We start from the raw sequence: 22,385 nt of genomic DNA on the forward strand, positions 1-22,385 counted from the left end.
GCCCAGCGCGGCGACGACGGCCGCCCCGACCCCCACCGAGAGGAGCAGCACGTGAGCATCCACCCCGCCCCGCCCGCGTCGCGCACCACCGCCGAGCACCCCGTCGAGCTCGTGACCGAGTACTTCGCCCGCGCGATCGACGCCCTCGCCGAGTGGAAAGACGCACTGGCGCTCGAGATCGCGACCATGCGCCGCACCGGCCCCGTCACGACCGACCGCCTCGACGAGGTCGTCGAGCCCTCGGCGCTGCGCCTGTTCGACACCGTCGACCTGCCCGTCTACGGCTCGGGCTTCATCGCCGCGCTCGACTCGCTCGCCGACGCCAACAGCCACCTCGCCTGGTGGCAGGGGCCCGAGCGGGCGCAGCTCGTGCTCGCCTCACAGTCGGTGAACAAAGAGCACATCGACTACAGCGAGCTCGAGTGGTACCGCGTGCCGCTCGCGACGGGCGAGCCCCACGTCGCCGGCCCCTACGTCGACTACCTGTGCAGCGACGAGTACACGATCACCGTGGCTGCGCCCGTGCATGTCGACGGAGAGTTCGTCGGCGCCGTCGCCCTCGACCTGCTCATCGACCGCGTCGAGCGCGACCTCACCCCGCGCCTCGCGGCCTTCGGCGACGACATCTCGATCGTCAACGGCGTCGGTCGCGTGCTGCTCTCGACGAGCCCCGCGCGCGAGACGGGCGACACCATTCGCGGTGACGACCTCGCCGGCTTCGAGCGCTTCGCCTGCGCGGGCATGGCGCTCGACGTGCTCATCGCGCGCTGAGGCGGCTTAGCCGACGAGCACGCCCGCGAGCCACGTCAGGTACGGGATGCCCAGCACGAGGTTGATCGGGAAGGTGACCCCGATGCTGGCCGCGAGCGGCAGCGCCAGGTTGGCCTCGGGCAGGGCGAAGCGCACCGCGGCCGGCGCGGCGATGTACGAGGCGCTCGCGCACAGGATTCCGAGCACGACAGCGCCACCCTGCCCGAGGCCGGCGAGCACCGCGAGGGCGACGACGCCGCCGCCCACGACGAAGGGGAACACAGCGGCGAAGACGAGCAGCCCCGGGCCCGCCTCGCGCAGCGAGCCGAGCCGCTGCCCCGCCTCGATGCCGAGCCCGAGCAGGAAGAGCGCGAGCACGCCGCGGAAGGGCTCTTCGAAGAACGGCTGCACGCCCGCGTAGCCGCTGTCGCCGATCGCGTAGCCGAGCAGCAGGCCGCCGGCGAGCAGCACGATCGACTTGCCGGCGAGCACCTCGTGCAGCGCACCGCCCCACTTGACCCGGCCGGCCGACGCGCGGCTCGCGAGCAGGATGCCGACGACGATGCCCGGAATCTCGAGCACCGTCAGCAGCGTCGGAGCGTAGCCGGGGTAGTCGATGCCCGAGGTCTCGAGAAAGACGAGTGCCGCGGTGAACGTCACGAGCGAGGTCGAGCCGTAGTGCGCCGCGACGCTGCCGCGATCGAGGGGGCCGAGCCGCGACATCCACCGCAGCGCCCCGTAGGCGAGGAGGGGCACGATCACGCCGAGCGCGAGTGCGAGCGCTACGGGCCCGGCGACCTCGGCGAGCGTCGCCGATCGCAGGGCCACCCCGCCTTTCACACCGATCGCGAGCAGCAGGTAGATCGAGATCGAGGTCGTGAGCGCCTCGGGCAGTCGCAGGTCGCTGCGCACGGCGACGGCGACGAGGCCGAGCACGAAGGCGAGCACGGGGGCGGAGAGCAGGTTGGCGGCGGCGGTCTCGAGAATCACGGGGTGCGGCTCCAGGGGTGGTGGCAACAGGTGAAGTTCATTTCATGCTTCGAGGACTATACATGAAATCTGCTTCACCTGATGCATCGGGCGCGCGCCCTGCCTGGCACAATGGCCGCATGTCGTCGTGGACCTTCCTCACCCACCATGCGCACGTGCTGCTCGAGGTCGCGAAGAATCCCGACGCGACTGTGCAGCAGCTCGCCGACGAGGGGGGCATCTCGACGCGCTCGACCGTGACGATCCTCGGAGACCTCGCCGCCACGGGCTACCTCGAGCGCGAGCGCCGCGGGCGCCGCAACCACTATGCCGTGGTGCCGACCGCCCCGCTGCGCCACCCCTCGAACGCCGGGCACACGGTGGGCGAGCTCATCAGCGCTCTCGCCGAGCTGCGCTGAGGCGCGACGCGCGCGCCCACGCCGCTAGGCTCGCCCCATGTCTGATCACGACGACCGCCCGGTGGGCTTTCTCGGCAAGCTCCGCAGCATGAAGGTCATCACCTGGGTGCTCATCATCGGCCTCGTGGCCATCACCCTCAGCGGCACGACGCTGCTGTTCGTGCTGCTCGGCAGCTAGGCGAGAATCAGGGCCTTCTTCGCGTCGAATTCTTCGGGCGTCAGGATGCCCGCATCGCGCAGTTCTCCCAGCTGCTTGAGCTGCTCGAGCTTCGCGCCCATGTCGGTCGCCGGCGGGGCCGGCGCGGCGGCGGGCGCCGGGGCCGGAGCCGCGGGAGCCGACGCGGCGGCGGCCGGAGCGGCCGCGGTCTGCTGAGCCCACTGCGCCTGCTGGCGGCGCGAGACCCTGTTGTGCACCGAGCTCGCGACGGCGGCGTGGGTGGCGGTGCGAAGCAGTCTCATGGTCAGTCCTTCTCAGTCGCATCGATCGCGGCGACGAGCGCCTCGACCTCGATCGGTCCTTCGGCGAGCAGCACGGCGCCCTCGCCCTCCCACGCGGCGAGCGCCGAGATCATCGACAGCTCTTCGTAGATGACGACCACGGCCACGCTGCCGGGCGACATCGCGCCGCCGATCTCGTGAATGTCGTCGTCCTCGAGCAGGTACGAGGCGGCGCCGTCGAAGAAGCCCATATCCACGCCGTCGATCTCGCCGAGGTCGTGGGCGGGCACCGTCACCACGTGGCCGTCGGCGCTCTTGCTGAGGAACTCGATGTCGAGCACGAGGATGCGCGCGGCATCCGACATTTCGATGATGCGGCGAAAGCCCGCCCCCGTCACAGTGCCGTCGGGGAACTCGATGACGACGTAGTCGATCGGTCCGAGTCGTTCTGTCGTGTGGGCCATCGATGCTCCATCCGCTCGGGCCGCCGCGCTGGGGGCCGGTGCGGCTCACTGTAGCGAGGGTCGACGACCGGCAGAAGAGCTTCTCGATGAACGTTCAGGCTCTGCGCGCAGCACGGGCCACGCTCGCTCGTGACCGCGAGGTCTGCTCGTTACCGCGCCCGATTAGGATTCGCCACGACTCCCCCCTCGTGAAAGGCTCTCGTGCACCGACCCACACTCGCCGAACGCCTGCGCTACTGGTTCGACAGCGTCATGGCCCGCGGCACGATCTCCCTCATGGGCCTGCTCGCGCTCGCGAGCGCCGCGTTCATCCTCGCGGTCACCGGCATCGTCGTCGCTTTCCGGCTGTACCCGACGCGGCTCCCCGACGGATTCGAGTCGAACGATCCGCAAGAGATCCTTTGGGGATCGCTCGTGCGCATCCTCAGTTCGGGGTCGTTCCGAGAGGACGAGGGGTGGGGCTTTCGCATTGCGATGCTGTTCGTCACGATCGCTGGACTGATCGTCGTCGCGAGCCTCATCGGCATCATCTCGAGTGCCTTCGATCGCAAACTGCTCGAGCTTCGACGAGGTCGCTCGCGAGTGCTCGAGCAGGATCACACGGTGATCCTCGGCTGGAGCAGCAAGGTCGTGCCGATCGTCGCCGAGCTGCTCGCGGCGCGGGGCTCCGAGCGCCGGACGACGATCGTCGTGCTCAGCCAGCGCGACAAGGTGGATGTCGAGGACGAGCTGCGAGAGCGCATCCAGGGGCGACGAGGCGTGCGCATCATCGTGCGCAGCGGCGACCCGATGGATCCGTCTGATCTGGCGATGACGAGCCCCGAGTCGGCGCGCGCCATCATCATCGTGTCGCCCGACGCCGCCGCCGAGCCCGACATCGAGGTCATCAAAGCGGCCCTCGCCCTCAGCTCGACCTTCGCGAGGCGGGCCGGACTGCGGGCCATCGGCGAGTTGCGGTCGATGGATCTCATCGACGCCGCTCACCTGGCTGGCGGGGAGTTCGTGCGCTGGGTGGTCGGCGATGACTTGATCGGCCGACTCACCCTGCACAGTGTTCGGCACGAGGGCATCAGCGTCGTACTGCGCGACCTTCTCGACTTTCGCGGCGACGAGTTTCACCTCTCTCGTCGACCCGACCTCGTCGGCACGGCGTTCGGCACCGCTCGACGTCGAGTCGACCGCGCCTCGCTCGTCGGAATCGTGCGCGACGAGCGGGTTCAGCTGAATCCGCCCGGTGAGCTTGAGCTGCGCACCTCCGACGAGCTCATCTTCATCGCCGCTGACAACGACAGCATCGATGTGGGAGCCGAGCACCCGTTCGAGCCCGATCGCATCGACGTCAGCGGTGACGTCGGAGACCCGCCCGGTCGCGTCCTGATCCTGGGCTTCCATCGTGGGATGCGCACGCTGCTGTCGTCGCTGCACGACTATGTTCCCGCCGGCTCGACCGCCCACCTCGTCAGCAGCGAGCCGATCGAGGGGCTCGTCGACGTGCCCGGCCTCTCGACCGTCATCGCCGACACGACGAGCAGAACCGTGCTCGAAGGTCTCGCCATCGAGACGTTCGATCACATCATCGTCGTTCCCTACAAAGACACTCTCTCGTCCCAGAGCGCCGATGCGCGCACCCTGGTGACGCTGCTGCATGTGCGAGCGCTGCGCGGGGCCGACACTCGCGTGAAGGTCGTCACCGAGATGCTCGACGACCGGAACGCCGAGATCGCGAACCTCAACACGGCCGACGACGTGATCGTGAGCGACCTCATGGCGAGCCGACTGCTCGCCCAGGTGTCGCAGACCCCGCGACTGGTCGACGTGTTCGATCAGCTGTTCGCGCATCGCGGCAGCGAGACGTACCTGCGGCCCGTCGAACGGTATGTGCGGCTCGGCTCTCCGATCACGGTCGCGACCCTCATCGAAGCAGCATCCCGACGCGGCGAGACGTTCATGGGCTTCCGCTCGACCGCACACCGCCACGAGAGCCCGCACTTCGGCGTCGTGCTCAACCCTGCCACCTCCGCGTCGGTCGACCTGCGCCCGGGCGATCACCTCATCGTGCTCGCCGACCGCTGACGGCGCAGAACGGAAATCTGCCCGCCGCTGCCGGACATGGTGCAGTGTGAGAGCCGTGACCGATGCCGAGCGCGAGCAGCGCTTCCGCGCGCTGACCGAGCTGGTCGTCGAGCCCGTGCGGCGCTACCTCGCCCGGCGCACCGACGCGGCGACCGCCGACGAGGTGCTCAACGAGACGCTGCTCGTCTGCTGGCGCAAGCTCGACGAGGTTCTGGTCGAGCCAGAGCAGAGCATCCCGTGGGCGATCGTCGTCGCCCGCAACCTGCTCGCCAACGCGCAGCGGGCCGAGCGGCGCCGCACCCGGCTGGTGGGCAAGATCATCGCGCTCGACCCGCCGGCGACGGTGGTCGCGTATGAGACCGACGGTCTCGATTCGATCGCGGTGCGGGATGCCCTCACTCGGTTGCGCCGCGACGACGCCGAGCTGCTGCGCCTGTGGGCCTGGGACGACCTCGAGAGCCCGCAGTTGGCGACCGTGCTCGGCATCAGTGCGAACGCCGCAGCGATCAGGCTGCACCGGGCCAAGACGCGTTTGCGCGATGAGGTTCTGAAATCGACGGCCCCTGCCGGACATGTCGAGGCAGAGGAAGGGAGCACCGATGCACGACGATGACCGCTCGCTGCGCGAGCAGTTGCGCGGCGCCGACCCGGCGCGCGACCTGGCTCCCCTCCCCCCGACGTGGCTCGACCACAGGATGGAGCAGATCATGACCGACACCACTACCCCCGCGGTGCCCGCGCGCAGCGCTCGCCGCACCTGGATTCCGATCGCGGGAGTCGCCGCGGCGCTCGCCATCGGCGCCGCGATCGCCGTTCCACTCGCGATCGGCGGCACGCCGACCGTCGAGCCGCTCGCTCTGCCTGAGGGCGGCGGGCTCGCCAGCGGCAGCTGCCTGACCGTGGACGCCGCCGGGCTGCTCGCTCAAGAGCAAGCCTTCGCCGCGCGGGTACTGACCGTCGAAGGCGACATCGTGACCTTCGAGGTGACCGAGCGTTTCGCGGGCGACGTCGCTGACCGAATCACGGTGCCGCAGGTCGACGAGCTGACAACGAGCACCGACTTCTCACTCGAGCCCTTTGCTGCCGGCGACAGCTACCTCGTCACGGCGACCGACGGCACCATCAGTGCATGCGGACTCAGCGGCCCCGACACCCCCGAGCTGCGCGCCCTGTTTGTTGAGGCCTTCGGCGGCTAGATGCTCTAGATCAGCCAGCGGGCCTGCCGCACGAGCGCGAGTCGCTTCCACGGCAGGCCCGCTCCCCCCGTGTCGCCCGCGTGCGTGACGGCGATGACGGTGAGCGACAGCGCGTAGATGACGTGGTAGTTGACGATCGGGTTGGTCGAGCCCGCATCCATGCCGATCGGCCACTCGGCCAGGTACATGGCGAGCAAGACGAACGACCCGATCACGGCGCTCACGCGCAGCCCAATGCCGAGCATGACCGCGAGGCCGATGCCGAGCATCGCGAGCATGAACAGCACATCGGATGCGGGGCTCGCGATCGCCGCGAAGAACGGCTTGAGCGGCCCGACGACGGCGTCGCCCAGCAAGAAGCCCTGGCTCGGCGTGCCGCCGGTCACCCAGGCCCGCTCGGTGAGCGTGGAGTAGCCGAGCCCGAAGGTTTTGTCGAGAAAGGCCCAGAGAAAGATGAAGCCGGTGGCGAGCCGCAGCACGGCGAGCACGCGGCGGGCCAGGTCGGAACGCACGATGTCGAGCTGCGTTGCGAGGCGGGAGTCGGTGTTGGCAGGAGCGGTGGTGGTCACGGAGTGTCCTCAGCGGTCGGCGGGCAGATGAGCCGCTGCCAAGGTCTGGGGCAACTGGCCGAACGGTAGCACGCGCGCGAGTCGCGCGGGTATAGCGTGATCGAACCTCCCCTCTCTGTCGAAAGGTGCCCGACATGCTCCGGTTCCTCATCCGCCTCGCGATCTACGTCGGCACCGCCGCACTCGCGCTGCTCGTCACCTCGTGGATCCTGCCCGGATTCGGGCTCTCGCTCTCGGGCTTTCTCGTGGCTGTCGCGGTGTTCGCGCTCGCGCAGAGCATCCTGACCCCCTTCATCGTGAACATGGCGCGCAAGTACGCGCCCGCCGTGCTCGGCGGCATCGGGCTCGTCTCGACCTTCGTCGCGCTGCTGCTCGCGAGCCTCTTCCCCGGCGGCATCACGTTGAGCGGAATCGACACCTGGGTGCTCGCGAGCCTCCTCGTGTGGCTCATCACGGCGCTCGGCGGGTGGCTACTGCCGATGCTGCTGCTGCGCGGCAAACTCGCCGACCCGAAGGCCGGCGCGAGCTCGTAGCGGTCGGCGAGAGGGTTAGCGGCCCGCGAACGCCTTCAGGTACGACGCGTCGTGCCGTTGCAGAGAACCCGGTGCGCCGTCAGACGCGATCGGATCCGGTACGCGGTGTAGACGGAAGCCGGATGAGGCCTCGGGCCGGCTCGGTACCGTTCCGCGCAAGGTGGGCGGGCTCGTCAGGCGAGGGCGAATCGGCAAGGTGGCCTCACTCGTCAGACTGATCGGTCCCGCGACGCCGGGCCGCTCGCCCGTCACCGTGACGGCAATAGCTGCCCCCAGATCGGCGTCGACGAGTCGGTACTGAGCGCTCCTGGCCCCCGTGATCGGAACGCCGTTGCGCAACCACTGGAACGTCGTCGATGAGGCGGCGGGTGCCCACGGCAAGATCTCGACCGAGAGGTCTCGCCCAACGAACCACGGTCCCGTCACGCGGGGCGGCTGGGTCTCGAACACGCCGCCAGTGACGATTGCCGATTGCGCGCTCGTGGATGTCGCCGGCGCGTGCCCGCTCCGGGTCGCACTCTCCTCCACTGCCAGCCGACTGCCCGCATCGAGATTGGTGATCTCATACGTCGACCCGGTAGCACCGTCGATGACCTCGCCGTCACGTAGCCAGCGATACGCCAACGACGCCGGGGCAGGGCTCCAGCTTCCCCCGTCGACCTCGACAGTCGCACCGACAACCATGCCGTTCGGGGCGATGATCGTCGGTGGCGTTCCCGAGATCTGCGCCTCCCAGTCCGCAACCACCGTCGTTGGACCGGTGATCGCCGATGAGAAGTCATACGGGTCGCCAGAGACCGTCACCCACCGCACGAAGACCGATCCCTCGCGATTGGGCGCTTGCGGCTCTGTCGGATTCGACCCTCGAGGAACGATCTGATGGGCGACTGCTGTGCCGCCCAGAGAGTCAAAGAGCACCGTGTAGAGGAATCGGATCTCGGTCGACAGGTCCTCCCCGAAAGGCGCATTGACGAGCTCGTACCAGACGCCCGCCGGAACCACCGTGTTGATCGGCACTGGCCCTTGGGTTGGTCGTGAGGAGCTTCCCTCGATGCGCGTGCCGTGGATGTCGAGTGTGCCCTGGCCGCTTCCCCACTGACCCGCACCGATTGCGCGGGCCCACGCCGTCGACGTTCGGGGCCCTTCTGTCGCAGTGACGGTTCCGCCCTCAATGGTGACGGGCAGACCGGGCCCCTCGTTGCCGCCACCGATTCCGGCTCCGCTCACTCCGCCGCGGGCGATGACGTCACCCCCAGCGAGTCGCACGCTGATGTCTCCGTTATTGCCTTCGCCGCCGCCGATGCCTGCACCGAAGATGCCACCGACGGCCTCAACGGATCCCCCCGTGATGACGATCGAACCGGGGCCAGAGACGCGACCGCCGCCGATACCCGCGCCCGCGCCGCCGCCGGTGGCCATCACAGAGCCACCCAGAATCGTGATGGACCCGGCGCCGCCGTATCCACCACCTCCGATTCCTGCTGCGTATTCGCCACCCCGAGCGATCACGTGACCGCTCTCAATGATGATGGAGCCCGCCGAACTGCCGAACTCCGACCCGATCCCGGCACCCGTGGCGGCGGTCACGAACTTCGCGTCAGCGGTGAGGCTGCCTCCTCCCACTGAATCTCGAACGGTGAAGGTCATGCCCGAGACGACCCTGATTGCGGGCCGCGACGACTGTTGAGAGCTGACGACGACGTCATGTCCTGCCAGATCGAGAACAACGGCTGCGTTCACTCCGAGGCGCAGAAAGCCTCCGGTGATGTTCTGCGAAACCACAACGGTTCCGCTCGTCGCGACGGCGGCCGAGAGCTCGGAGAACGTGGAGACCGAGGTTTGAGACGCAGACGCTCGTGGAACGGGTGCGCCCAACACGGGAGTCAGCACGATCGCGAGCGCCGCGACACTTGCGAGAATCCGACCCCAGCTCGAGGTCGTGTTGGCGACGTGGCTGTCGACATCAGCGCGAGTCACGGTGCGAGGGCTCCTCTTTCTCGTGTGAGCCGTGAGTGACACCCACACCGTCGCCGACGTCAGTACGCACCGCAGCGGACTCACGGTCAGCGGTCTTTCCTGCATCATGACACAACGTCACGACTGAGGCGAGACTGCTCAGAGTCTCAGCGCCGCCCCGGCACAGCGGGCGGTCAGCGCGCACCGATGCAGCCGTCGGCGCGCATCCAGGTGACGTGCGTACTGTGAGAGCGCGTGAGGGACGCCGTTCGACGCTCCCCCGCCATCGCGTGAAGGGAACCGCTATGCGCAGCTCGTCCTCATCCTCCGGCTTCGACCTCCGCGAGGCCGTCGAGAACCTCCGCGACGCCTTCACGCCGCGCGGCGGCAGCCCGAAGGGCGCCGCGCACGGGGACCTGCGCACGGCGATCCTCACCGCGCTCGCCCACGAGGCGAAGAATGGCCACCAGATCATGCAGGCCATCGGCGCCGCGAGCGGCGGCACGTGGATGCCCACCGCGAGCCAGGTGTACCCGATGCTGCAGCAGCTCGCCGACGAGGGCCTGCTCAGCACCCAGAACGACGGCGAGCGCACGGTCTACGCGCTCACCGACGCGGGCCGCGAGGCCGCCGCGGCGGCGAGCACCGAGTCGCACGACACCGAGCGCGAGGGCTGGACGCGCCCCGACTGGGGCATGAGCGAGTTCACCGACCGCATGAGCGGGCGCTGGAACGACCACTGGAACGAGCGCACCACCGCGGTTCCCCGCGCGGGCGCCAAGCTCGCCCAGGCCGCCGCGCAGGTGGCGCAGAGCGGCACGCGCGAGCAGCAAGAGCGCGCCGCCGCCCTGCTCGACCAGACGCGCAAGGCGCTGTACGCGATCCTCGCCGAAGACTAGATCGTGCCGACCGAGGGCGCGAACCGCGCTCCGACGACCGATCCGGCCCTGAAGGCCCGCTATCGCCGCATCATGCGCTTCGCGGCGCGCGCGCTCGCCCAGGCGTGGTGGTTCGAGCTCGTGCTGCCGCGGTTCGGGCTCGCGCGCGTCGCGGCCAGGGGGCGCATCCGTCGCCTGCAGAAGCTCGCGCGGCGGTTCCACGACCTCGCCGCCGACCTCGGCGGGCTCATGATCAAGGTTGGGCAGTTTCTCTCGTCACGCCTTGACATCTTGCCGCCCGAGATCACGCGCGAGCTCGAAGGCCTGCAAGACGAGGTCGCGCCCGAGGCGTTCGCGCGCATCGTCGAGCAGATCGAGCGCGAGCTGGGCATGCCGCTCGATCGGGCCTTCGCGAGCATCGAGACCGAGCCCATCGCCGCCGCCTCGCTCGGTCAGGCCCACCGCGCGCGGCTCTCGCCCGGCATCGCCGCCGACGAGGGCTTCGAGCACGTCGTCGTCAAAGTGCTGCGCCCGGGCATCGAGCAGATCGTCGAGGTCGACCTCGCCGCTCTGCGCCGCGTCGGGCGCTGGCTCTCGCGCGTGAAGCTCGTGAACCGCCGGGCCGACGCCCCCGCACTCGTCGAAGAGTTCGCCACCACGAGCCTCGAAGAAATCGACTACGGGCACGAGGCGATCAACGTCGAGCGCTTCGCGGGCGACTTCGCCGACGACCCGCGCGTCGGCACGCCCGTCGTGGTGTGGGAGCGCAGCGCGCGCCGCGTGCTCACGCTCAGCGATGTGACGGCCATCAAGATCACCGACATCGCGGGCCTCACGGCCGCGGGCATCGACCCGAACGCGGTTGCCGCCGAGCTCGCCCGCGCCACCTTCGAGCAGATCTTCGTCGCGGGCTTCTTTCACGCCGACCCGCACCCCGGCAACATCTTCGTCACCCCGAGCGCCGAGCACGGCTTCACCCTCACCTACATCGACTTCGGCATGATGGGCGAGATCACCGACGAGCTGCGCACGGGCCTGCAGCAGTTCATCTTCGCGGTGGCCGCGCGCGACGCCCGCGGCTGGGTCGTCGCGACCCAGCGTCTCGGCGTGCTGCTGCCGAGCGCCGACACGGTCGAGCTCGAGCGCGCTATCACCGCCCTCTTCGACCGCTTCGGCGGCATGGGCGTGGCCGAACTCACGCGCATCGACCCGCGCGAGCTCGAGCAGTTCGCCCTGCAGTTCAGCGAGCTCGTGCGCACGCTGCCGTTCCAGCTGCCCGAGAACTACCTGCTGCTCGTGCGCACCATCTCGCTCATCTCGGGCGTCACGAGCGCCCTCAACCGCGACTTCAACATGTGGGATGCCGTCGACCCCTTCGCCCGCACCCTGCTCAACGGCGGCGGCGCTTCGACCCTGCGCTCGGTCGGTCGCGAGGGCGTCGCGATCCTCTCGGCGCTCGCGCGCCTGCCCCAACGGGTGGATGCTCTCGCCACGCGTCTCGATCGCGGCGAGCTCGCCACCCGCAGCCCCGAAGTCGAGCAGCGACTGCGCGTGCTCGATGGCAGCGTGCGACGCGCGACCTCGGCGATCCTCTTCGCGGCGCTGCTGATCGGCGGCGTGCTGCTGCGCGAGAGCGACGAGGTGCTCAGCTGGGTGCTGCTCGGCGCCTCGGCACTGCCCCTGCTGCACGTCGTGCTGCCCTGGCGCCTGCGCTAGCACGCCCCGCTCGCGTCGCTAGGGTTGGCCGCATGCGCCCACCCGCTCGGCTCGCTCTCGCCCTCACCCTCGCCGCGGCGTTCACCGCCGGTCTCGCCCCGAGCGCAGCCCTGGCCGACACGAGCGACTTCACCTTCGACTCGTTCGACGCCGACTACACGCTCAGCCGCGAGGCCGACGGCACCGCGACCTTGCAGGTCATCGAGACGATCGTCGCGCGGTTTCCCGACTTCGACCAGAACCGCGGCATCATTCGCGCGATCCCCGACGACTACGACGGCGTGCCCCTGAACACGCAGGTCATCAGCGTGGTCGACGAGAACGGGGAGCCGGTGCCCTACGAGTCGGCGTACTCCGGCAAGTTCGTCGAGCTCGCGCTCGGCACCGACGACTTCGTGCGCGGCGTGCAGACCTACGTCATCTCGTACACGCAGCAGAACGTCGTGCGCTCGTTCGACGACACCGCCTTTGACGAGTTCTACTGGGACGTCAACGGAACCGGCTGGCAGCAGCCGTTCGGCCGCGTGAGCGCGACGGTCACGCTCGCCCCCGACGTCGCCGAGGCACTCACCGGCAACGCCGCATGCTACGTCGGCGGCTTCGGCGAGAACGAGCAGTGCACGATTCAGGATGCGGGCGGCGTGTTCACCGCGAGCGCGACCGACCTCGGCCCCGGCGAGACGGTCACCGTCGCCATCGGATTCGAACCCGGCACGTTCCTCACCCCCGAGCCGACGCCGCCGCCCGTGCCGCAAGAGGTGCCGTTCTGGATGCACGTGCTCTCCGGCGGCGTCGGCCTCGCCAGCCTGGGCGCACTCGCCGCCGCGATCGTCTCGCGCGTGCGCGCGGGCACGGGGGCGAAGAGTCGGGGGATCATCGCCCAGTACTCCGAGCCCGAGGGCATCGACATCGTGCAATCGGCGCATCTGCTCAACCGGCCGGCCAGCGGCATTCCCGCCGCTGTCGTGCGCTTGGCCGTGCGCAAGAATCTGCGCATCCTGGCCTATGCGGTTGATGAGGGCGGGGCGCCCTACACGCTGCAGTACCTCGGCGACGATCGGGCCGACGCGCTCGACCTGGCCCTGCTCGACGCGATCTTCGGCCCCGACCGGGTCGCCGGCGCGCTGACGCCCTACGGCGAGTACGACTCGGCGCTTGCGGTGAAGCTCGACGCGCTGTCGACGGCCGCGCTGTCGTCGCTCGAGCAGCAGGATCTTCGGCGAAAGCCCCCCGGCCGCGGCTTCGGCTGGCTCATGCTCGCCGCGCAATGGCTGCTGCAGGCTCTCGCGTTCGGCGCGATCGTCGTGTCGACGGGGCTGTTCCTGAACGTCAGTCCGCTCGCCTTCGTGTCGCTGCTTGTCGCGTTCCTCGCGGGCTTCGCGGCCTTCGGCCTCGCGATCCGCCCGCTGCAGCTCACCGAGAAGGGTCGCGCGGCCAAAGACCACCTCGAGGGCCTCAAGCTCTACCTCACGGTGGCCGAAGAAGAGCGACTGCGCGTGCTGCAGAGCCCGCAGGGCGCCGAACGCATCGACGTCGGCGACAATCTGCAGCTCGTGAAGCTCTACGAGAAGCTGCTGCCCTGGGCGGTCGTCTGGGGCGTCGAAGACCAGTGGATGCGCGAGCTCGAGGTGCGCGTCGCCACCCTCGATGAGGCCCCCGACTGGTTCGTGGGCCGCACCGGGTTCGAGGCATCCCTGTTCAGCACTGCGGTGCGCGGCGTGACGGCGACGACCACCGCCCCCGTCTCGAGCTCGTCGTGGTCGGGCAGCGGCGGCGGCAGCTTCTCGGGCGGCTCGTTCGGCGGCGGCTTCTCGGGTGGTGGCGGCGGAGGCGGTGGGGGCGGCGGGCGCTAGCCCTGACGTGAGCGCCACCAACGGATCGAGAGCAGCGATGCGAGCGCCGCGCCGAGCGCGTTGATGAGCACGTCGTCGATCGACGAGACCCGGCCGAGCTGCAGCACGTAATGCAGGGTCTCGACCACGACCGAGAGCCCGGCGGCGACGAGCGCGACGACCGCCGGCACCCATCGGGCGCGCGAGAGCCGCAGGCGCATGGGCAGAAAGAACCCCACCGCGGCAAAGGCGAGCAGGTTGCCGACGAGCTGCACGATCGTGTCGCCGCCGCGCAGCACGTCGAGCAGGTCGCGCAGCGGCACAAGCTGCAGCCCGCCGGCCCCACCGGTTGGGGTGAGGATCATCCACAGCCACGGGGCCGTGCCCACGAGCATCCCGACCTCGCTGATGCTCGCGCGCCACGCCCACGATCGCGACCAGCCCGAGCGCACGCGGGCCCGCACAAGCAAGGCGACGGCGAGCGCGCCGAGCGGCACCCCCAGAAGCAGCGTGATCAGGATGACCGGGCCGTAGCGCTCTGCGATCGACGTCATCGTGGGTGTGGTCTCGCCCTTACGCGGCGGGGGCTCGGTGGTCGATCGCGAGCCAGCCGGTCAGCGCCCGCCGCAGCGCCGGTTCTTTCGCCCGGATGTCGTCAGCGTCGGCAACGGCGATGAGCCCGCGGATGTCGGAGGCCCAGTCGACGAGCCCCTCGTCGGCGGCGAGCACGGGGGCGCCCTTCTTGTCCTCCGGCCGTGTGGCGCCCATGTGCAGCACGAGCTTCACGAGGCCCTCTTTGTTGCGCAGGTTCATGGTGATGCGGTCTTCGCCGTCGAGCACGTAGCTCGGGGCGTTCCACTTGATGTGCTCGGTCAGCTCGGCGTCGAGCGAGCCGATGATGTCGCGCAGCAGATGCACCTGCTCGCGCGTGACGTCGTCGAGCGCGCTGACGAGGTCGGCGACAGAGGGCTGCGCACGCGGGGTCATGGGCTCAGCGTATGGCGACGTGCCGCCGGCACCACGCACGAATGGTGCCGAATGCCACCGTGCCCCTCGCTCGACGTCATGCTCTCGAGTGGGGCACAGCAGCATTCGGCACCGTGGCCAGAGGTCAGGTCAGGCGCTCAGCCGCGCTGGCCTCCGCCAGCGCCGATGCCCGCGCCCGCCTGCTGCTCGACACTGTTGGCGTAGTCGTTGCTCGGGTCGCGGTAGATAGTGTGCACGTGGCCCCAGCCGGCGGTGTTCAAGCCGGCGACGTCGGCGTCGATCGAGCTCTCTTGCGCCTGGAAGCCGATGTAGACGTTCGGGCCCGAAATCGAGAACGAGATGCCGCTGCCGGTCGTGGTGTCGTACTCGGTGGCGCCCGTCCAGGCGATCACGGTGCTGTCGAGCGTTGCTTCGATGGCGGCGCGGGTTGCTGCGGTCGACTGCTCGTCGGCCATGCCCGCCCAGTTGGCGATGAGGCCGAGCAGCAGGGCGCGCTGCTCGTCGGTGAGGTCGGCCCCGAGCAGGCCGGCCCCGACGGGAAAGTCGCACGTGTCGCCCGGGGCGCACATCGTGACGTCGCCCGCGAGCAGCGTCGACTGCTGGTCGGCGGTGAGGCTCGTAAAGAATGCGAAGGCGTCGCTGTAGATGCCGTCAAACGCCCCGACCGTCTCACCGTCGGCGATCGGGTAGGCGAGCGGCTGCACTCCCAGGTGCGTCGGCGCGAAGGTGATCGCGGGGTCGGCCGCGGTGAGCGTCGCGTTGATGCCCAGGTGGTGGCCACCGAACTGCACGGCCCAGTTCTCGGTGTCTGACGGGTCGCCGAAGAATGCGATGTAGTACTGCCCGAGCGACGCTTCGGTGGTGGTGCTGTTTTCGACCAGGTAGACGTCGCCGTTCATGATGGTGGCGATGGTCGTGTAGGCCTCGTCGCTCAGCAGCGCCTGCATCACGGTGAGGGCCGCCGCCTGCTGCTCGTCGGTCAGGTCGGCCAGGTTGAGCCCCGCTCGCTGCACGAACGTGATCGGAAAGTTCGTCCACGAGGTGGTCTTCGTCGGGTCGTCGAAGGCGTAGACGACGCTCGCCCGCTGCTCGTCGCTCAGGGTCGCCAGAAACGCGTTCGCGGCGTCGGCCGTGGCGGCGATCGTCTCGGCGGTCGTCGAGGTCGCGACTGCATCGACGGTGTCGTACGCGGTTCCGGATGCGGTGGCGCTCGTCGTCGTGGTGGGCGAGGTGCTCGCGCTCACGGGGGCACTGCACCCGGCGAGCGTGAGCGAGAGCGCGGCGACAGCGGCGGTGGTCAACAGGGCGAGGCGGCGGCGGCCGGGGAGGTGTGATGTCATGACCGCCACTCTTCGGCGCTCGGCTATGTCAATCCACTACGCATCCTATGAAGAACATATGTCTCGCCCATGCCGCACTCGGGGCTACGCTCACGGTGAGGAAGGCAGGTGCCACCCATGACCGAGCCGGGCCCCGCCACTGTCGCTGCCTGGATGTCGCGCGCCCGCGAGCTCGAGCCCGCATCCATCAACGGCGTCTCGTACGGCATGCCCGCCCTGCTGTACCGCGGCAAGCCCCTCGTGGCGGTCGCGCAGACGGCCACCGGCTACTCGGTCTACCCGTTCAGCGGCGCGGTTGTCGCGGCGGTCGCGCCGCTGCTGGGCGACCTGAAGCGCTCGAAGGGAGCGGTCGCGTTCACGGATGCTCGCCCGTTGCCGCGCGAGGCCTTCGACGCACTCATCCGCACTCGCTGCGCCGAGATCGACGCCGCCCTCGACGGCTGAGCCGACCGTTTACCCTTTTCCGCACGTCCAGAAAGAAGGCAGTCGTGAACACACGCGTTGAGGTGGATGCTCGACTTCTCGACCGCGCTTTCGCAATCAGTGGTCAAGCCACCAAGAAGGCTGCCGTCACGCTCGCCCTGCGTGAGTTCATCGCCCGCCGCGAGCAGCTCGGCCTGCTCGACCTGGTCGGCACCCTCGAGTGGGACGACTCGTTCGACTACAAGGCGGAACGAACCCGTTCATGAATGGGCCGCGGCGGTGGCGTCGAGGCGCTCGAGCGTGCGGATGAGCCGGTGCACGATGAGGAGCGGGATGATGCCGATGATTCCGAACGACATGTCGATGAGCATCCACCCGAACGGAATGCCGCGCACGGTGCCCGCGATCAGGGCCAACGGGATGACGGCGACGCAGCAGATCATGCCCCACTGGATGATCCAGATGTTGCGCACGGGGTCGCGCAGCGGCCCGATGAACGCGATCGCGATGACCAGGTGCGCGAAGGCGAGCCAGTCGGTGCCGTAGGCAAGAAACGGGTAGTCGTCGTTGGTGGCGATGAGGGCGTCGCGGATGCGGTCGATCCACGCCATGAACTCGGGGGCGAGCTGTGGGATGGGCGTGGCCCGCAGCAGATCGGAGCCCCAGCGCAACTCGGTCTCAAGCGGAAACGCCGTGACGCCGCTGACCACGAGCGCCACGATGAAGAAGATCAGCCAGGCGCGGATCCACCGCAGGGTCGTGGTGCGCTCGTCGCGATTCGTCACGTGGATCAGTGTGGCATCACGTATAGGTTCGACACGTGCTCACGAATCGAGGTCACTGACGTGCAGAGGTTGCTGAGCTTTCGTATTCGTCGGTGGTACATCAAGCTGCTCTACGTCGTCGGCGTGTGGGCAACGGGGCTGATCTGGATTCCCCTGGACGCTCTCGGTACACCCGAGATCGCCGTGAGCCTCGGGACTACCGTCTTGAGCCTGGCGGGCATCCTTTACGGGGCGCGCATCTTTCGAGGCATCGATGAGCCCGACGAGCCGGCCCGACCGTGGTGGCAAATGACTGCTCGGCGCACGCTCAGCCGAGTGATCGGGTCCTTATCGCTGCTCGTTGTTTTGACCTACCTCTTCACCTTCGTCGGTGCGGCGCTAGGACTGGAATCAGCCGTTGGCACTGTTGAGCGCCTGACACTCAGCGAGATGATCATCACCGGATCGTCGTTGTTGATCGTCGCATTCCTCTATCTCAACTCGGCGGCGCGACTCCCGAAGCCCGAGCCGCGAAAACGGCCGCCGAAGCTCGCTAGGCCGCCGAAGCTGACTTAGCGCCCAACCCCGTGCCGAGGCGCGACCTAACCAACGTCTCCTCTTTCAACCAACGCGAACTCGGATGGCTAAAGGCCTGACGAAACTGCAGAGCCTCCGCTGGCGCTCAGCACATCTGGATGCAGTAAGAGTCGCGCGCCGAGTATCTCGACGCCCATCAGAAGCCCGTCGGTATCGAAGTCAAAGTTGAACATCCCGCCCGCGGACTCCGGATCAAGGGCAACCATGTGGGAATACGTGCTCTCATTCCCGCGCAGGGAGATGTACGCCGCATCGGCTTCAGGGTCGAACTGGATGTCCACGGGCCAACCCCTTCTCGAGACGCATCGCAGATCACGGTGCCCCTGGAGGGACTCGAACCCCCAACCCTTTCCTTAGGACGGAACTGCTCTTCCATTGAGCTACAGAGGCGGTGCATCCAGTGTATTCGCCGGGTTGTGGCTAGGGGGCGCCCAGCGACGCGAGCAACTTCGCCGCGCGACCGCGCACCGACTTGTGACGGCTCGTGGTCAGCGTGCGCAGCTCCGGCACGAGCCACGCGGCCAGCTCGGGGCGCTGCCGGGCGAAGCGGGCGATCGAGTCGGCGGTGGTGTTCTGCACGATCCAGTCGTCGTAGTGCAGGTTCGCCTGCATCAACGCGATCGCCGCGTCGCGCTGCGGCGAGGTCATGTGCGCGTCGAGCAGCACGAAGAGAATCGAGAGCGTCCACTTGGTCGAGGCCTGGTCGATCTGGGCGACCCAGCCGAGCAGGTCGTCGAGGTGCGCGGCCACCCACTCGGGCCGCTGCTGCGCCACGCGCTTGACCGCGCTCGACACGCGTAGCCGCACCACGGCATCATCGCTGCGATAGCACGCCACGAGCTCGGGCAGCAGCGCCCGGTCGGCCAGCACCTCGTCGACGACGCTCACCGTGTTGCCGAGCGAGTTCGGATGCCCGCCCGTCAACGGGGCTTCGAAACGGCTCACCGGCATGCCGCCAGAGTAGCCCCGCCGCGAACTAGATTCAGAGCATGGTCACCGACGACTCCCCCGCCTTCCACCCTGACCTCACCCGCGCGCGATTCATGCCGCGCACCTCGGCCACGCGGGGAAACCGCGCGCTGCTGCGGGCGCTGACCCGCATCGGACGCGGCCGCCCGCCGAAGGGCGGCGACCTGGTCGACCTGGGCGACGGGGTCACGGTGCGCGTGCACCGCCCCGCCGTGATGGATGCGGGCGCACGCCACCCGGCCGTCCTGCACCTGCACGGCGGAGGCCTCATCATCGGCTCAGCCACCCAGGGCGACCCACTCTGCCGGCGCCTCGCCGACGAGCTCGGAGCGGTGGCCATCAGCGTCGACTACCGCATGCCGCCCGAGCACCCCTACCCGACTCCGCTCGACGACGCCTACGCCGCCCTGCAGTGGTTGGCCGCGCAGCCCGATGTCGACCCGACACGCATCGCCGTGATCGGCGAGAGCGCCGGAGGCGGGCTCGCCGCATCCCTCGCCCTCATGGCCCGCGACCGCGGCGAGATCGCGCTGGCCGGGCAGGTGCTGGCGTATCCGATGCTGGATGACCGCACCGACTCCCCCGCGGCCGCCCACCCGCGCATGCTGCGCCTCTGGAACGGCCCCAGCAACCGCCTGGGCTGGGGCATGTACCTCGGCGCGGGCACGGCCGGCCCCGCCGCGACGCCCCTCGACGCAGCCGAGCTCGAGCGCGCAGTGCCCGCACGCCGCACCGACCTCAGCGGCCTGCCGCCGACGTGGATCGGCGTCGGCACGCTCGACCTCTTTCACTCCGAAGATGTGGAATACGCGCGCCGGCTCACGGCGGCCGGTGTGCCGACCGAACTGCACGTCATCGCGGGCGCGTACCACGGCTTCGACGCGAGCGAGCCGGCGGCCGCGGTCTCGCGCGACTTCGTGCAGCGCCAGGTCGACGCCCTGCGGGGCATGCTGGCTGCGGTTGTGTGAAACCCGTTTGACGTCAATCCGGTTTCACACACGCCGATCGCGCGATCACGGCCGGGGCGCAGAAGAACGCGCCCCCGAGCATCCACCGCCTACGCGGCGAGCGGCGCCAGGTACTCGTTCCAGTCGGGCTGCGGCCGCTCGATGCCGCGCACCAGCCAGGCGGTGCCGTGGGGCGCCTTCGGCACGACGCGCAGCTGCCAGCGCATCTCGGCCGGCGTGCGATCGCCCTTGATGTTGTTGCACTTGAGGCAGCACGCCACGAGGTTCTCCCACGAGTCGGCACCGCCGCGCGATCGCGGCATGACGTGGTCGATCGTCGTGGCATTACCGCCGCAGTAGGCGCAGCGGTTGCCGTCGCGCCGCAGCACCCCGCGGCGCGTCAGCGGCACCTGACGCGAGTGCGGCACGCGCACATAGCGGCGCAGCACGATGACGCTCGGGCGATCCCAGCGGCCGTCGATGCCGAACACCGGATGCTCACCATCGGAGGCGAGCACCGTCGCCTTCTCGTTCATCACGAGCACCAGGGCTCGGCGAAACGACACGACGGCGAGGGGCTCGTAGCCCGCGTTGAGAACGAGAGTGCGCATTCACGGCTCCTGTCGAACGGGCCCGCATGGCCTGCGGGCGTTCACTTCGGGTCGTGGCGACTCACGGCTCGAGGCCGCGCTCCTGCCCTCGCGGGCACAAAAAAAGCACTGTCGTCTAGACGACAGTGCTCAGCTCGGCCAGACCGCGACAGGGCGCGATCCAGCGGGCGCGGGCGGCTATGCGAAAGACGGCGCGCGCATCCACGGTTTGGATGTCGCGTCGATCACTCATGGCCTCTCCTCGGGTGCCCGTGCGGCACCACGAGGCAAGGCTAACCCAGAAGAGGTGACAAACCGGTGAAGATCAGATGCCGACGCGCACGATCCAGTAGTTGTCGGTCCAGATCGGGCGAACGCTCACGACGCCACCGGCGCGCGGGGAGTCGATAAAGGTGCCGTTGCCGAGGTAGATGCCGTTGTGGCCCGCCATGATCACGATGTCGCCCGGGCGGGCGTCGGCGCGCGAGATGCGCGTGCCCGCGGCATCCTGCCCGCTCACCGAGTGCGGCAGCGAGACGCCGAACTGCGCGTAGACGTACTGCACGAAGCCCGAGCAGTCGAAGCCGGCCGGCGTCGACCCGCCGTAGCGGTACGGAACGCCCTGGTACTGCAGCGCCACCTGCACCACGCGATCGAGGCTGAAGTCGGGGTACGGCGGGTTGGCGAGGAAGTCGCCGACCGTCGGGCCGCGCCAGGCAGCGGCGGCGGCGGCGCGCTCGGCGGCGAGCTGCGCGCGGCGCAGGGCCGCGGGGTCGGTGGCACCGAACTCGGCGCGGGTCGCATCGACGACGACGGCCTCTTCGGCCGTCAGCTCGATCTCTTGCGACGCCGTCGCCTGCAGCTGGGCGACAGCCTCAGCGCTGGCGTTCGACTCGGCGTTGGCCGGCGGGGCGATCGCGGTGCCCGGAAGAGCGAGGGTGGCGACGATCGCGGTTGCCGCGGTCATGGCGCCGATGTTGAGGAACGTGCGCTTCAACGACGTGGTGCTGTGATCCAAGAGAGAAACCTCCTGCGCTTCGCCACTCACATCGCGTGGCCCGTCCGCTTTCGTGTTATCCACGGTCCGATGCAGGAGACGGGCGTGCGAAGCGTCCTGCGTCAGAGTCGCCGACCGGTTGGGTGTGGCCGAGCAACTGCTTGAGTGTACGCGACGTTACCGAACGGTGACAAAACGACGCGCAGAACCACATCTAGTGGTCAGCGCTCACTCAGCAACGTAGATGTGCTGAGCGATCTCGGCGGGCAGGTCGATCCCCTCGGCCTGACCCACGACCTCGACGCTCACGTAGCCATTCGGTTCGGGGCGGATGCGCGCCTCGGCCCCCGGAACCACACCCGCCTCGCGCAACTGGTGCAGCAGGTCGGGATCGACCTGCACGGGCTCGGCGAGCCTGCGGATCGTGCCGCTGCGCGCGCCCGCCGCAGCGGCGTGGGCGAGCGAGATGACCCCGTCGAGGAAGGCGTCGGCGGCCGAGCCGCCGAGGTGCTCGAGCCCCGGGATCGGGTTGCCGTACGGCGACTCGGTCGGCTCGCCGAGCAGCTCGATGATGCGGCGCTCGACCTGCTCGCTCATCACGTGCTCCCACCGGCAGGCCTCGTCGTGCACGAACGCCCAGTCGAGCCCGATCACGTCGGCGAGCAGCCGCTCGGCCAGCCGGTGCTTGCGCATCACGGCCACCGCCTTCTCGCGGCCGCCGGGCGTCAGCTCGAGGTGCCGGTCGCCCTCGACGCGCACGAGGCCGTCGCGCTCCATGCGCGAGATCGTCTGCGAGACCGTCGGGCCCGAGTGTCCGAGGCGCTCGCTGATGCGCGCGCGCAGCGGCACGATCTGCTCCTCCTCGAGGTCGAGGATCGTGCGCAGATACATCTCGGTCGTGTCGACGAGGTCGGTCACGGCTCCTCCTCTCGAGCTCGAGTAGATGGGCGGCGTTCAGGCTTGCCTAGCCTAATCGAC

28 protein-coding genes and 1 tRNA gene are annotated in these 22,385 nt (G+C 69.2%); 14 read left to right on the top strand and 15 right to left on the bottom strand.

The genetic code is table 11. The annotated features are described in order from the left end of the window. A partial coding sequence (locus ACK4HH_RS09770) for a cache domain-containing protein (RefSeq protein WP_409651191.1) occupies nucleotides 1–771 on the top strand: 771 nt, incomplete at its 5' end. A 6-nt stretch (nucleotides 772–777) separates the two neighbouring features. Here ACK4HH_RS09770 and ACK4HH_RS09775 read toward each other — a convergent pair. Beyond that, nucleotides 778–1,740 (bottom strand): sodium-dependent bicarbonate transport family permease, encoded by a 963-nt coding sequence (locus ACK4HH_RS09775; RefSeq protein WP_409651193.1) that lies wholly within the window; start codon nucleotides 1,738–1,740, stop codon nucleotides 778–780. A gap of 119 nt (nucleotides 1,741–1,859) precedes the next feature. On the opposite strand from ACK4HH_RS09775, the gene ACK4HH_RS09780 reads away from it, so the two are divergent. Then, on the top strand, nucleotides 1,860–2,138 hold the full coding sequence (locus tag ACK4HH_RS09780; RefSeq protein ID WP_409651195.1) for a helix-turn-helix transcriptional regulator: 279 nt from the start codon (nucleotides 1,860–1,862) through the stop codon (nucleotides 2,136–2,138). 37 nt (nucleotides 2,139–2,175) lie between these two features. Continuing rightward, nucleotides 2,176–2,316 (top strand): hypothetical protein, encoded by a 141-nt coding sequence (locus ACK4HH_RS09785; protein WP_255158533.1) that lies wholly within the window; start codon nucleotides 2,176–2,178, stop codon nucleotides 2,314–2,316. Here ACK4HH_RS09785 and ACK4HH_RS09790 read toward each other — a convergent pair. Together ACK4HH_RS09790 and ACK4HH_RS09795 are read right to left on the bottom strand one after the other, a co-directional pair. Further along, a complete protein-coding gene (locus ACK4HH_RS09790) occupies nucleotides 2,313–2,597 on the bottom strand; it encodes an SHOCT domain-containing protein (RefSeq protein WP_409651197.1) in 285 nt (94 codons plus the stop codon). The genes ACK4HH_RS09785 and ACK4HH_RS09790 overlap by 4 nt on opposite strands. A 2-nt stretch (nucleotides 2,598–2,599) precedes the next feature. Further along, a complete protein-coding gene (locus ACK4HH_RS09795) occupies nucleotides 2,600–3,040 on the bottom strand; it encodes a hypothetical protein (RefSeq protein ID WP_409651199.1) in 441 nt (146 codons plus the stop codon). 201 nt (nucleotides 3,041–3,241) lie between these two features. Between ACK4HH_RS09795 and ACK4HH_RS09800 the strand changes: the two genes are divergently transcribed. Genes ACK4HH_RS09800 through ACK4HH_RS09810 form a run of 3 tightly spaced genes read left to right on the top strand, consistent with a single transcriptional unit; the run spans nucleotide 3,242 to nucleotide 6,309 of the window. After that, nucleotides 3,242–5,113, top strand: coding sequence for a CASTOR/POLLUX-related putative ion channel (locus ACK4HH_RS09800; protein ID WP_409651202.1), 1,872 nt, complete (start codon nucleotides 3,242–3,244; stop codon nucleotides 5,111–5,113). A gap of 55 nt (nucleotides 5,114–5,168) precedes the next feature. Continuing rightward, nucleotides 5,169–5,726: an RNA polymerase sigma factor gene (locus ACK4HH_RS09805; RefSeq protein ID WP_409651204.1), complete on the top strand. Its 558-nt coding sequence runs from the start codon at nucleotides 5,169–5,171 to the stop codon at nucleotides 5,724–5,726. Further along, nucleotides 5,713–6,309, top strand: a complete 597-nt coding sequence (locus tag ACK4HH_RS09810) for a hypothetical protein (RefSeq protein WP_409651206.1) — start codon at nucleotides 5,713–5,715, stop codon at nucleotides 6,307–6,309. Before ACK4HH_RS09805 ends, ACK4HH_RS09810 begins: the two co-directional genes overlap by 14 nt. 5 nt (nucleotides 6,310–6,314) lie before the next feature. Here the strand turns inward: ACK4HH_RS09810 and ACK4HH_RS09815 are convergent, their stop codons facing one another. Continuing rightward, nucleotides 6,315–6,878, bottom strand: coding sequence for a DoxX family protein (locus tag ACK4HH_RS09815; RefSeq protein ID WP_409651208.1), 564 nt, complete (start codon nucleotides 6,876–6,878; stop codon nucleotides 6,315–6,317). A gap of 134 nt (nucleotides 6,879–7,012) precedes the next feature. On the opposite strand from ACK4HH_RS09815, the gene ACK4HH_RS09820 reads away from it, so the two are divergent. Continuing rightward, entirely contained in the window at nucleotides 7,013–7,411 is a 399-nt protein-coding gene (locus ACK4HH_RS09820) for a phage holin family protein (protein ID WP_409651210.1), read from the top strand. A 15-nt stretch (nucleotides 7,412–7,426) separates the two neighbouring features. Here ACK4HH_RS09820 and ACK4HH_RS09825 read toward each other — a convergent pair whose 3' ends face one another. Next, entirely contained in the window at nucleotides 7,427–9,388 is a 1,962-nt protein-coding gene (locus ACK4HH_RS09825; protein ID WP_409651212.1) for an InlB B-repeat-containing protein, read from the bottom strand. A 284-nt stretch (nucleotides 9,389–9,672) separates the two neighbouring features. Between ACK4HH_RS09825 and ACK4HH_RS09830 the strand changes: the two genes are divergently transcribed. The 3 genes from ACK4HH_RS09830 (at nucleotide 9,673) to ACK4HH_RS09840 (ending at nucleotide 13,814) form a co-directional block, all read left to right on the top strand. Then, nucleotides 9,673–10,266, top strand: a complete 594-nt coding sequence (locus tag ACK4HH_RS09830; protein ID WP_409651214.1) for a PadR family transcriptional regulator — start codon at nucleotides 9,673–9,675, stop codon at nucleotides 10,264–10,266. A gap of 72 nt (nucleotides 10,267–10,338) precedes the next feature. Continuing rightward, nucleotides 10,339–11,961 carry an ABC1 kinase family protein gene (locus ACK4HH_RS09835; protein WP_409651262.1) on the top strand — a complete coding sequence of 541 codons (1,623 nt, stop codon included), beginning with the start codon at nucleotides 10,339–10,341 and terminating at the stop codon, nucleotides 11,959–11,961. A 32-nt stretch (nucleotides 11,962–11,993) separates the two neighbouring features. After that, a complete protein-coding gene (locus ACK4HH_RS09840) occupies nucleotides 11,994–13,814 on the top strand; it encodes a DUF2207 domain-containing protein (RefSeq protein WP_409651216.1) in 1,821 nt (606 codons plus the stop codon). Here ACK4HH_RS09840 and ACK4HH_RS09845 read toward each other — a convergent pair. The 3 genes from ACK4HH_RS09845 to ACK4HH_RS09855 form a co-directional block, all read right to left on the bottom strand. Then, nucleotides 13,811–14,347, bottom strand: a complete 537-nt coding sequence (locus ACK4HH_RS09845) for a VanZ family protein (RefSeq protein WP_409651218.1) — start codon at nucleotides 14,345–14,347, stop codon at nucleotides 13,811–13,813. The genes ACK4HH_RS09840 and ACK4HH_RS09845 overlap by 4 nt on opposite strands. A 19-nt stretch (nucleotides 14,348–14,366) precedes the next feature. Beyond that, entirely contained in the window at nucleotides 14,367–14,780 is a 414-nt protein-coding gene (locus ACK4HH_RS09850) for a DUF1801 domain-containing protein (RefSeq protein WP_409651220.1), read from the bottom strand. A 137-nt stretch (nucleotides 14,781–14,917) separates the two neighbouring features. Then, complete coding sequence (locus ACK4HH_RS09855; RefSeq protein ID WP_409651222.1) at nucleotides 14,918–16,120, bottom strand: DUF3500 domain-containing protein; 1,203 nt, start codon at nucleotides 16,118–16,120, stop codon at nucleotides 14,918–14,920. Between the two features lie 117 nt (nucleotides 16,121–16,237). Here ACK4HH_RS09855 and ACK4HH_RS09860 point away from each other — a divergent pair, with 117 nt between their 5' ends. Further along, nucleotides 16,238–16,564: an iron chaperone gene (locus ACK4HH_RS09860; RefSeq protein ID WP_409651224.1), complete on the top strand. Its 327-nt coding sequence runs from the start codon at nucleotides 16,238–16,240 to the stop codon at nucleotides 16,562–16,564. 44 nt (nucleotides 16,565–16,608) lie between these two features. Beyond that, nucleotides 16,609–16,809, top strand: coding sequence for a type II toxin-antitoxin system VapB family antitoxin (locus tag ACK4HH_RS09865; RefSeq protein ID WP_409651226.1), 201 nt, complete (start codon nucleotides 16,609–16,611; stop codon nucleotides 16,807–16,809). On the opposite strand, the gene ACK4HH_RS09870 is transcribed toward ACK4HH_RS09865, so the two are convergent. Beyond that, nucleotides 16,804–17,328 (bottom strand): hypothetical protein, encoded by a 525-nt coding sequence (locus ACK4HH_RS09870; RefSeq protein ID WP_409651228.1) that lies wholly within the window; start codon nucleotides 17,326–17,328, stop codon nucleotides 16,804–16,806. The genes ACK4HH_RS09865 and ACK4HH_RS09870 overlap by 6 nt on opposite strands. A 60-nt stretch (nucleotides 17,329–17,388) precedes the next feature. Between ACK4HH_RS09870 and ACK4HH_RS09875 the strand changes: the two genes are divergently transcribed. After that, nucleotides 17,389–17,883 (top strand): hypothetical protein, encoded by a 495-nt coding sequence (locus ACK4HH_RS09875; protein WP_409651230.1) that lies wholly within the window; start codon nucleotides 17,389–17,391, stop codon nucleotides 17,881–17,883. 68 nt (nucleotides 17,884–17,951) lie between these two features. Here ACK4HH_RS09875 and ACK4HH_RS09880 read toward each other — a convergent pair whose 3' ends face one another. From ACK4HH_RS09880 to ACK4HH_RS09890, 3 genes are all read right to left on the bottom strand, one after another. Further along, nucleotides 17,952–18,185 carry a DUF2283 domain-containing protein gene (locus ACK4HH_RS09880; RefSeq protein ID WP_409651232.1) on the bottom strand — a complete coding sequence of 78 codons (234 nt, stop codon included), beginning with the start codon at nucleotides 18,183–18,185 and terminating at the stop codon, nucleotides 17,952–17,954. 37 nt (nucleotides 18,186–18,222) lie between these two features. Then, nucleotides 18,223–18,294, bottom strand: a tRNA-Arg gene (locus tag ACK4HH_RS09885). Between the two features lie 30 nt (nucleotides 18,295–18,324). Continuing rightward, nucleotides 18,325–18,855, bottom strand: a complete 531-nt coding sequence (locus ACK4HH_RS09890) for a hypothetical protein (RefSeq protein WP_409651234.1) — start codon at nucleotides 18,853–18,855, stop codon at nucleotides 18,325–18,327. Nucleotides 18,856–18,893: 38 nt separating this feature from the next. On the opposite strand from ACK4HH_RS09890, the gene ACK4HH_RS09895 reads away from it, so the two are divergent. Beyond that, nucleotides 18,894–19,841, top strand: a complete 948-nt coding sequence (locus ACK4HH_RS09895) for an alpha/beta hydrolase (protein WP_409651236.1) — start codon at nucleotides 18,894–18,896, stop codon at nucleotides 19,839–19,841. An 89-nt stretch (nucleotides 19,842–19,930) separates the two neighbouring features. Here ACK4HH_RS09895 and ACK4HH_RS09900 read toward each other — a convergent pair whose 3' ends face one another. The 3 genes from ACK4HH_RS09900 to ACK4HH_RS09910 form a co-directional block, all read right to left on the bottom strand. Further along, nucleotides 19,931–20,431, bottom strand: coding sequence for an HNH endonuclease (locus ACK4HH_RS09900; RefSeq protein ID WP_409651238.1), 501 nt, complete (start codon nucleotides 20,429–20,431; stop codon nucleotides 19,931–19,933). 304 nt (nucleotides 20,432–20,735) lie between these two features. Beyond that, nucleotides 20,736–21,428 (bottom strand): C40 family peptidase, encoded by a 693-nt coding sequence (locus ACK4HH_RS09905; protein ID WP_409651240.1) that lies wholly within the window; start codon nucleotides 21,426–21,428, stop codon nucleotides 20,736–20,738. A 207-nt stretch (nucleotides 21,429–21,635) separates the two neighbouring features. Further along, nucleotides 21,636–22,325 (bottom strand): metal-dependent transcriptional regulator, encoded by a 690-nt coding sequence (locus ACK4HH_RS09910; RefSeq protein WP_409651242.1) that lies wholly within the window; start codon nucleotides 22,323–22,325, stop codon nucleotides 21,636–21,638. Nucleotides 22,326–22,385 lie beyond the last annotated feature (60 nt).

This window comes from Microcella sp. (assembly GCF_046296455.1).
GTDB lineage: Bacteria > Actinomycetota > Actinomycetes > Actinomycetales > Microbacteriaceae > Microcella.